The organism is Microcystis sp. M090S1 (genome assembly GCF_020246295.1).
In the GTDB taxonomy this organism is placed as follows: Bacteria; Cyanobacteriota; Cyanobacteriia; order Cyanobacteriales; family Microcystaceae; genus Microcystis; species Microcystis aeruginosa.
This window is the reverse complement of record NZ_JADBTF010000134.1, coordinates 1-9,000: the sequence shown is the minus strand read 5'-3', so window position 1 is coordinate 9,000 and position 9,000 is coordinate 1. Positions and strand designations below refer to the sequence as shown.

At 40.0% G+C, this 9,000-nt stretch carries 8 protein-coding genes; all 8 read right to left on the bottom strand.

The window, feature by feature from the left end; translation table 11 throughout:
- Nucleotides 1-4 precede the first annotated feature (4 nt).
- The gene (locus IM477_RS06130) at nucleotides 5-814 is read right to left on the bottom strand and encodes a Uma2 family endonuclease (RefSeq protein WP_287730931.1); all 810 of its coding nucleotides are present in this window, start codon (nucleotides 812-814) and stop codon (nucleotides 5-7) included.
- A 115-nt stretch (nucleotides 815-929) separates the two neighbouring features.
- Nucleotides 930-1,670, bottom strand: coding sequence for a Uma2 family endonuclease (locus tag IM477_RS06125; protein ID WP_287730930.1), 741 nt, complete (start codon nucleotides 1,668-1,670; stop codon nucleotides 930-932).
- A 136-nt stretch (nucleotides 1,671-1,806) separates the two neighbouring features.
- Nucleotides 1,807-3,936 carry a hypothetical protein gene (locus IM477_RS06120; protein WP_287730929.1) on the bottom strand — a complete coding sequence of 710 codons (2,130 nt, stop codon included), beginning with the start codon at nucleotides 3,934-3,936 and terminating at the stop codon, nucleotides 1,807-1,809.
- A gap of 72 nt (nucleotides 3,937-4,008) precedes the next feature.
- Nucleotides 4,009-4,950 (bottom strand): glycosyltransferase family 2 protein, encoded by a 942-nt coding sequence (locus tag IM477_RS06115; protein WP_149986565.1) that lies wholly within the window; start codon nucleotides 4,948-4,950, stop codon nucleotides 4,009-4,011.
- Nucleotides 4,947-5,888: an NAD-dependent epimerase/dehydratase family protein gene (locus tag IM477_RS06110; RefSeq protein ID WP_149986564.1), complete on the bottom strand. Its 942-nt coding sequence runs from the start codon at nucleotides 5,886-5,888 to the stop codon at nucleotides 4,947-4,949. The genes IM477_RS06115 and IM477_RS06110 overlap by 4 nt, the downstream gene beginning before the upstream one ends.
- 183 nt (nucleotides 5,889-6,071) lie before the next feature.
- Nucleotides 6,072-7,412, bottom strand: a complete 1,341-nt coding sequence (rfbH, locus tag IM477_RS06105) for a lipopolysaccharide biosynthesis protein RfbH (RefSeq protein WP_287730928.1) — start codon at nucleotides 7,410-7,412, stop codon at nucleotides 6,072-6,074.
- 74 nt (nucleotides 7,413-7,486) lie between these two features.
- A complete protein-coding gene (rfbG, locus tag IM477_RS06100) occupies nucleotides 7,487-8,605 on the bottom strand; it encodes a CDP-glucose 4,6-dehydratase (RefSeq protein ID WP_287730927.1) in 1,119 nt (372 codons plus the stop codon).
- A complete protein-coding gene (locus IM477_RS06095) occupies nucleotides 8,590-8,742 on the bottom strand; it encodes a hypothetical protein (RefSeq protein WP_287730926.1) in 153 nt (50 codons plus the stop codon). Before IM477_RS06095 ends, rfbG begins: the two co-directional genes overlap by 16 nt.
- Nucleotides 8,743-9,000: the final 258 nt, after the last annotated feature.

Here is a 9,000-nt window from a genome sequence, read left to right as displayed (position 1 = left end):
TGGGCTATAGATTTTCAGGATTGACTCCCAACTCTTTTAACTTTTGCACCAAACGTTGGCGAGCAATTTGTTCTTGCTCAAGTTCTAACTCAGCTTGTTCGGCTCGTTGACGCTCTTGCTCGGCTCGTTGCCGCTCTTGCTCGGCTCGTTGCCTTTCTTGCTCTACTAACTCACTGCCCCATAATAGCAAATTTCCCGACTTATCCCACCAGCGCAACCAATTAGTAGTAAATTCAGCTTTGGTTCCTTGCCAGATACCGATAAACAAGTTAAGTTCTTTTATCCAGTAACGATTATTCTCATCTGGCAACTGCTGCTCATACTTTCCTGCCACTAAACAATAAACATCTAATTCTCCCGTTTTTGGCTGAAAAATTCCATAGACAGGTACTTGTAAGATTTGCTCGTAAAAATACCATTTTCCATAGGGATAGTGAGGGTTGATGGAATATTCACCCCCTTCGGTTTCCGAGATAAACTCTAGGACGATGGTAGGAATTTCTCCTTCAAGATGGGGAGTATAACTGCGCCGAATTTTTCCGCCAGGAATCGGTTTTACCGAGGGAATATAAACCCAATCAGGTGCTTTGACAACTGTTTGAGTTTTAACGGTAGCACATAAGCCAAAATTAGCAGCAATTAGCATCGATTCCAGAATTAGTCCTGCTAATTCTAGCGATTCCCGTAAAGCTGCTGCTAATAGGGGTTGCAAGTTGTTGTCCACAGGTTCGTCAGGTAGAATGAAATCTTCTGGCAGTTTTTCCCAAGTGATTATCGTTGATTTTGTCGGTAAATCAATAGCAGATGGTGTCATTGTCGTAAACAGTCCTTTCTATATTTAATAAGCTCTCATAAACTGCCCGCAACTAAGTAGGTGCATTAAATTAATTATAAAATAGACCTGTAGGTGGACAATGCCTGCAATTAGTTCATACACTATCATCAACTTCAACTCCTAGCGCTCTTAATTTTGCTGCCAAGCGTTCGGCTCGTTGCTTTTCCTGTTCAGCCCGTTGCTTTTCCTGCTCGGCCAACTCCTCTATGGTGGGGAGCAATTGCCCCTCTGCTGTTGCCCAACGTAGCCAAGTAATCGGCTCTTGTTCATCCCCATAAATTCCCTGCCACCGCACTAACACTAGCCCTAATATTTCGCTGCTGAACCTGCCTTGAGCATCTGGGTTTAAAGATTTATAAACACCCCCTTCTAAGCGATGTCCCGCTAAATCTTCTGGGTCAAAGGGATCATACCAAAAGTATTCTGTCACCCGCAAACGATTCTGATAGATAAGCTTTTTCTCTTCTTTATCTTTTTTGGCTGTACTCTCAGAAAGCAACTCAATCACCACATCAGGAGCTTTTTCTTCTTCCCAGACGACCCAGCTTTTCCTTTCTCTTCGAGGCACGTCCACAACGACAAATACATCAGGTCCGCGATAATCCTCGTTCCGCACTTGATTGGGGCTAAAGTAAACAAACATATTGCCTCCGACAAACGCTTCTCGTCCTTGAGTTTTTAACCACTGGGAGAGCGGTCTGACTAATAACTGCATTTGCAGTCCGTGTCGCTGGGTTTCCATGGGAATACCATCATCAGAAGGTAGCTCATCTTGGGTCGGTGGTAGCTTGATCCCTAGTGGGTTAGCTGCAATTAGGAGGGTTTCTTGAGCCATTGGTTGGTTGGGGTGAACAACTGATGCCACTTTCTTATCATAAACCATTGTCAATGTCAACCCAATTGCGATGCCAAGCGTTCGGCTCGTTTTAGGTTATGGGATTTTGTCAAGATTCTCTGACTCTATTACAATTCTAATCTTTTACATAAATATCACAACTTCGCTTTATAGTAGAATCTATGCTTTTCCGGGATTCTAGAAGTTTATAATTGTTCTGATAGAGTAATTCTAAAAACGTGCCACGAAGATTGTAATTGAAAACTTTCCTTAAGGGGCAGACCGTGACAATTGGATTAAATTTATTGAGAGCATCAATAAAACGGGGCTGAAAAGAATTGTCCCCAGATAAAATAGAAGTTGTCTCGGGATAGAACAAGACTTTTCTGTTTTTGTGAAGATAATAATAGGATTCAAATGAATCTGAAAGGAGAATTGATGGACGGTTTAATTGCTGTTCTAATGTAGCCACTCTCTCAGACAAGCTGGCTACAGCAGACATTTGTGAATAGCTTTTAGGGCGTTGAAAATTGGATATCGTTGCGGGGATAAATTTTACACAAGCGATTAGGGAGATAATAATAAAGGGCATGACTAATACACTGATAAGGGAGAGCCTTAACAAATCAAACGAATCGGGCAATAAGATTGGTAAAAACTCCCTAAATGCCATTTTATTCTGCATCAATTCTGGTTCAGATTCAGACATTTTTTTTCGATAAGAACTAAAGGCATAATCAATCAAACAACCATAGGAAAGAAAAAATGGAAGTGATACAGATATCAAATTCCAAGGATGACTTCTATTGACAAAATAAAAGAGGCTAACTATTCCCCAGATGGCAATTACAAAACGATACTTAGCGTTTTTATCCTCAATGGAACTCTGAAAAGATTGTATGACGTTAAAACCGTAAACAACCATAAATATCATCCATATATTATCTGGAAAAGGCAAACCAAAAAAGCCAGAGCCAAATTTAAGAGTAAAACCTATATAATTATAAAAATTTATGAATTCTCCAGCAATAATTCTAAAGCCAAAAATAATTATGAAAATGATAATTATAAGATTTATACTAAATGCCGTTAATTTTTTAATCATGTTTTTTGCGCTAAAACCATCTATTTTAAACTCATTCCAAATGTAAATAAAGAAATACATAATCAAGACAGAGATACCAGAATCAAAATTACTTAATAGAGCCATTGCCACTATAAAATCTAGAAGCAAATCTCGTAAGTTAATTGTTAAAAATCCAATGGAAAGAGTAGCTTTATCGAGAAATTTTCTTTCAGATATGTATAACAAAGTAACCAGCAGAAGACAAGGAAATAAAGTTCTTAAAGGAAAATATTGAAAGTATAAATCTTGACTTACTACCTTACCATAAAAATAACTCCAAAATAGGCAGCTAATAAATACCAAAATTCTGAGCAACGAATTTTGGTAGATGGCTTTAACTATTAAATAGTAAAGAATAATCTGAAGAGCAATCAAACTACATACAACAATTTTGATAGACAATAGACTATTTCCCATTAATCGTGATAGTAGGCCAAGCAAAAGATAATATCCGCCATATAAACTTTTAAATCCATCGTCAACAAGGGGAATAAAAGGGGAATCACTATTAATGGCCGCCAATGGGAAGAGAACCACATTAAAATGGAAGTTCGATAGATCAGTATAAACCAGACTCCAAGCAACTGATGTCACCGTCACTAAAACTCCAATAAAAACTATATTCTCAATCAATAATGTTCTCAAAAATTTACGAAGAGAAAATAAATATAAGAGAAAAAAGAAAATAACTGTTAAAATTAATGCAACTGGAATTAGCAACGAAAAATTCAAGCTTGATAAATAAGTTGTCAGCTTATCTGAGTTGGATGACATCTCGGGTCTGATATATAACCGGAGACTTTGACCAGATCCTTGGGTAAAGATTCTTTGAATTGCTATCGTGTTGAAAACAAGACCAAGTCCCCACGAAAATAAAAACTCAAGATTACGACTTTGATTTGTGACTTGCCAATTATTGATTATTTTTGATAAAATAGAACTTAAATAGTTCAAAACTTTACCCAATAATATAGGTAAAACAACAATTGAAATGAAAATGAACAGATACCACATTGCCTCATACCTTTCATTTCCTTTTAATCTACCAAATCTTGTGGTAAGAAGATAATTTACATCAATAAAAATAAGTAAAAAGATACCCACTCCTTTGAGCCATTGATCAATCGCAGTTTTATTCATTTGATACATTTTATTTCCCTCTTTATTTATTGTCTTTTACAATTTAGATTAAAGAACATCCCTAGGTAACTCTTAATCAAAGTTGACTCGCGCTCTCTCTACCACTAGAGGTCTTTTTAAGCTTCGTCTATTTATCAAACCAATGTATTCTCCTAAAATACCTATAAAAAATAACTGTACAGAAGAAAAAAGAAACAATCCGATAATGATCGCCGCTATTCCTATAGGAAAAAGGTTCCAAAACAGAAGCTTCAAAATCAAAGTCACCAGACCGACCAGAAAACTCAGTAGAGATAGAGCGAACCCGATCATTGTCGCCAATCTTAGCGGAAAATTAGAATAGGTAGTGATACCCAGCATTGCCAGATCGTACATTCGATAAAAATTGAAACTACTCTTACCTCGTTTTCGGACTTCCTGATGATACTCGATTTTAGCACTCTTAAAACCGACTTCTGAAATAAGACCCTTTAAGTAGGGATAAGGATCATCGATCAAACGCAATGCTTCTATCACTTTTTGATCATATAAACCGAAGCCGGTAAAACTAGCAGTTAAGTCAATCTCTTCTGATAGGGTTCTAACTAAAAAATAATAAAATCTTCTTACATTATAGACCAAAGAGTTCTCTTGACTCGATCTTTTAATACCTTTAACAACTTGATAGCCTTCCTCCCATTTTTCCAAAAAATCGACGATTAGTTCGGGAGGATCTTGACAATCGGCGAAGACTAAAATAACCGCATCTCCAGTTCCTTGTAAGAGGCCGTAATAGGTAGAACGAACAAAGCCAAAATTCCTAGCGTTAATGATAATTTTCAGTCTAGAGTCGCTTTGAGAGATTTGCTCTAATATACTGACTGTTTTATCTTGAGAGTCATTATCGATAAAAATATGCTCGTATTCATATTTTCCTAATCTTGCAAAAATCTCTTTGACCTCAGTATATAAAAGCTCAACATTATCTTGTTCATTGTAGCAGGGAGTAACAACAGTAATTAATTTTTTACTCATCTTACAATTTCCTCAATTTTATTTAGATTTAGATGGACTTTATACCATTCAATTGTATTTTTTAATCCCGTTGTTAAATTATATTTAGGTGTCCAATCGGTCTTTTTTCTAAGCAACTCATTATTAGCACAAATAAACATTGGATCATTGGGACGGTAAGGCAAAGCTCCCAGATGAATTAAATCAGGTTTACCTAATAAATTACCAAGTTCAAGTAATATTTGTCCAACGGTTACAGGTTGACCAGAACCAACATTAACTACACCTGAAACGTTGCTCTTCGCAACTGCCCAAATTGCCGATGCTATATCCTCAACATGAAGGAAATCCAGAACTTGTTCACCTTTAGTTGTTTTTACCACTTCATCCCGCAGCAGTGAACAAATAACCGACGGAATTAACCGTCGCTCATCCTCCATTGGACCATACTGATAAAACAAACGAACCCATGTTAACTCTACTTCGGCGCTCTGGGCTAGTTGTTGTAAAATAGTGAATAGTGCCACCTTGGTCGCTGCATATAAGGTGATGGGTTTTGTCGGACTTGATTCAGAAAAATATCCTAGATTGAAATCATACTCAAAACAAGTCCCTATACCCACAAACCGCTTACAACCTACTTCAGCTAGTTGAGAGAATAAATTGAGACTTGCCTGGAATGAATTCAAGTTTTCCCGAGAATTTAGTTGTTTTCCTGACCCAACATACCAAGCTAAGTGAATACACAATTCGGGCTTGATTTTCTGTAAATAAGCATTCACTGTTTCAAATGCTACTAAGTCAGATTGCCATAAATGTAGTGATGGGAGAATATCTTGAATTCGCCATTGTTCGCCGTTTTCTCGCACAAGTGCGTGTACCTCACACCCTTCGGCTATTAAAAGCCTTGCTACATGGGAACCAACAAAACCACTTGCACCGGTAATCAATACTTTCATATTTTGGGTCTTCTCGACTTTCTGTAATAATCAGGGCGCACCATTCCTAGAAGTCTTGCCTAGCAAAACTTTGAACATTATACTTCTGGAAAATTATCCCTATTCTTCTTCCTTCCACACAGAAACGAGAAGAGCCGCCATATTTTCCTTAACCTGAAATTTTGTCCCAAAAGTTCGGTAATTTTATTGGCCATGACAAAATTCTCGGATAGTCGTTGCTACATAGGTTAACATCTCCTCCGTTAATCCGGGATAAATGCCCAGCCAAAAAACACTACTCATGATTTTATCAGCATTACTTAAATCCCCAATAACTCGATAATTTAACCCCTTATAAAGAGGCTGTCGCAGTAAATTTCCCCCAAATAACAGCCTTGTGCCGATGCGTTTTTCCTCCAAATGCTTAACTAAATCATTGCGGCTAAAAGGTGCATTTTCCTTGACAAAAATCGGAAACCCGAACCAACTCGGTTCAGAATCGGGGCTGGCTTCAGGCATAATTAAAACATCTTGAAGCTCCTGTAACTTTTGATGCAAAAAGTCGAAATTTTCCCGACGCTTTTTGATAAATCCGGGCAATTTATCCAGTTGCGCTACCCCGACGGCGGCTTGCATATCGGTCATCTTTAGGTTATAACCCACATGAGAATAGGTGTACTTATGGTCATAACCGAAGGGTAAATCTCCTAACTGCCAACCGAAGCGCTTATTACAGGTATTATCTACCCCCGGAGGACACCAACAATCTCTCCCCCAGTCACGGAATGACTCGACAATCTTTTTCAAGCGGGTATCGCTGGTTAAAACCGCGCCACCTTCTCCCATAGTCATGTGATGGGCAGGGTAAAAGCTAACCGTTGCTAAATGCCCAAAGGTGCCGGTTTTTTGCCCTTTATAGAGACTTCCCACCGCATCACAGTTATCCTCGACTACCCAGAGGTCATGTTTTTCGGCAAAAGCCATCACCGCTTCTAAATTAAAGGGATTTCCCAGGGTATGAGCGATCATAATCGCTTTAGTCTTCTCTGACAAGGCCGATTCCAGCTGCTCGATGTCGAGGTCATAACCGGGTAATTTAACGTCTAAAAAGACGGGAATTAGCTGATTTTGAAAGATGGGATTAACTGTAGTCGGAAACCCTGCGGCGACGGTAATGACTTCATCCCCTGGTTTAAGTTGTTTTTCCCCCAATTTAGGGGAAGTTAAGGCACTTAAGGCCACTAAATTGGCTGAAGAACCCGAATTGACTAATAAACAATGTTTTACCCCCATCCACTGGGCAAAACGTTCCTCAAATTCCGCCGCGTATCTGCCCGTTGTTAACCAGAAATCTAGGGAAGAATCCACTAATTTGACTAATTCTTGCTCATCAAATACTTTACCCGATGCCGGAATATAGGTCTGCCCCGCCACAAAAGCCCGGGGTTGAAATTTGTGTTTATAGTATTCTTGTACGGCTTGAAAGACTTGCTCTCGCAGTTCTGCTTCAGTATTTGTATTGAGGGGAGAAATAGATTGAGTCATGGTTAATTTCCTTTCAGGGGAGAAATTTGTACTTAATTATTACTTAATTTGCACTATTATCAGCCTTGAGTTCGCTAATCGCTCAGACAACTTTGATAATATTCGATTTGTTGGCGGGTAAGTTCCTGGAATTGTGCCTTATCTTGAGAGTCCATTTGGGCCGCTTGATAATACCATGTCACGGTTTCCTTGAGGGTTTGCCGAAAATCCCAGACTGGTTGCCATTTTAGGGTATGAAAAGCCTTATCTGTGACTAGATTAAGCAATTTAGCCTCATGAACAGCATTCGGATCACTTTGATCGAGCCAAGTCCCTGGCCAAAGTTGTAGGATAGACTCGACCAACTCTTTAACTGGGCGATTAGAGGCTAGAGCCGGACCGAAATTAAACGCCCCATATAACCCCCGGCTGTCTTGCTGCCAATTGGCCGTCATCAACTGCTCATAAATCGACTCAGCTAACCGTAAATAGCCCCCTAAAGGCTCTAAAACGTGCTGCCAAGGGCGAGTCGCTAGAGGGTTCCGCACCGGAATCGCTTCGGACTTCATCAAGGCCCGCATGGCATCGGGTACAATCCGGTCTAGGGACCAATCTCCGCCACCGATGACATTTCCTGCCCTGGCGCTGGCAATGCCGATGGGGGTTTGAGGGGTTTTAAAGAAGGAACTGCGCCAAGATGCGATCGCCAATTCTGCCCCCGCTTTGCTAGAACTATAGGGATCATAACCCCCTAAGGGGTCATTTTCCCGATAACCATAGACCCATTCCCGATTCTCATAGCACTTATCGCTAGTAATAAACACGGCGGCACAGGGATGATTCAGGCTCTTGAGGGCTTCTAAAACGTGAATAGTCCCCATAACATTTGTGTTCCACGTTTCCACCGACTCAAGATAAGAAAGCCGCACTAGGGGTTGTGCCGCTAAATGAAAGACTACATCCGGTTGCCATGAAGCGATTAAACGAGCCACTAACTCAGCCTCTCGAATATCTCCTATATGATGACTCAGGTTCTGAGCTAAGTCTAATTGGTCGAATAAGGCGGGGGTGGTATTGGGGGCTAAACTGAGGCCTTTTACCTCTGCCCCCAGATGGAGTAACCAAAACGCCAGCCAAGACCCCTTAAAGCCAGTATGACCAGTAATAAAGACCTTTTTGCCCGACCAAAATGCTTTCTTTACCATATTTTCCATCTAGCTTGTCCAGTGTCATAAAGGTGATTGAGCATTTCCATTTCTCGGTAAGTATCCATACACTGCCAAAACCCATCAGGCTCATCCCAGGGGGAGAGGGGAGCTATTATTGTCCGCAAGTCAAATAGACTCGCCATGCCGGGTTTTCAGTTAATTTCAGCGGCTTTCTGCCAGTAATCGCCGAAAAGAATTTTTGAGAAGGCTTAAAGCCATCACCCTAAATCTTTGGGAGCCACTATACAGGAACTTGACCGAGGATGTCAATTAGTTAAGCTGTTAGTGGGACTTAGGCGTTTTCGGTCAGCAAAAAAGGCTCAAACCATTACGGGACAAAGGGTTAACCTCGATTTATGATTTTCCTTGATCTATCTGAGTTTCAGCGATTTTGGGCTTCT

What these genes read in the sequence shown, in the direction of transcription:
- IM477_RS06120 (WP_287730929.1), bottom strand. Translation starts at nt 3,936, where the DNA reads ATGAATAAAACTGCGATTGATCAATGGCTCAAAGGAGTGGGTATCTTT.
- IM477_RS06095 (WP_287730926.1), bottom strand. Translation starts at nt 8,742, where the DNA reads ATGGCGAGTCTATTTGACTTGCGGACAATAATAGCTCCCCTCTCCCCC.
- rfbG (WP_287730927.1), bottom strand. Translation starts at nt 8,605, where the DNA reads ATGGAAAATATGGTAAAGAAAGCATTTTGGTCGGGCAAAAAGGTCTTT.
- rfbH (WP_287730928.1), bottom strand. Translation starts at nt 7,412, where the DNA reads ATGACTCAATCTATTTCTCCCCTCAATACAAATACTGAAGCAGAACTG.
- IM477_RS06125 (WP_287730930.1), bottom strand. Translation starts at nt 1,670, where the DNA reads ATGGCTCAAGAAACCCTCCTAATTGCAGCTAACCCACTAGGGATCAAG.
- IM477_RS06110 (WP_149986564.1), bottom strand. Translation starts at nt 5,888, where the DNA reads ATGAAAGTATTGATTACCGGTGCAAGTGGTTTTGTTGGTTCCCATGTA.
- IM477_RS06115 (WP_149986565.1), bottom strand. Translation starts at nt 4,950, where the DNA reads ATGAGTAAAAAATTAATTACTGTTGTTACTCCCTGCTACAATGAACAA.
- IM477_RS06130 (WP_287730931.1), bottom strand. Translation starts at nt 814, where the DNA reads ATGACACCATCTGCTATTGATTTACCGACAAAATCAACGATAATCACT.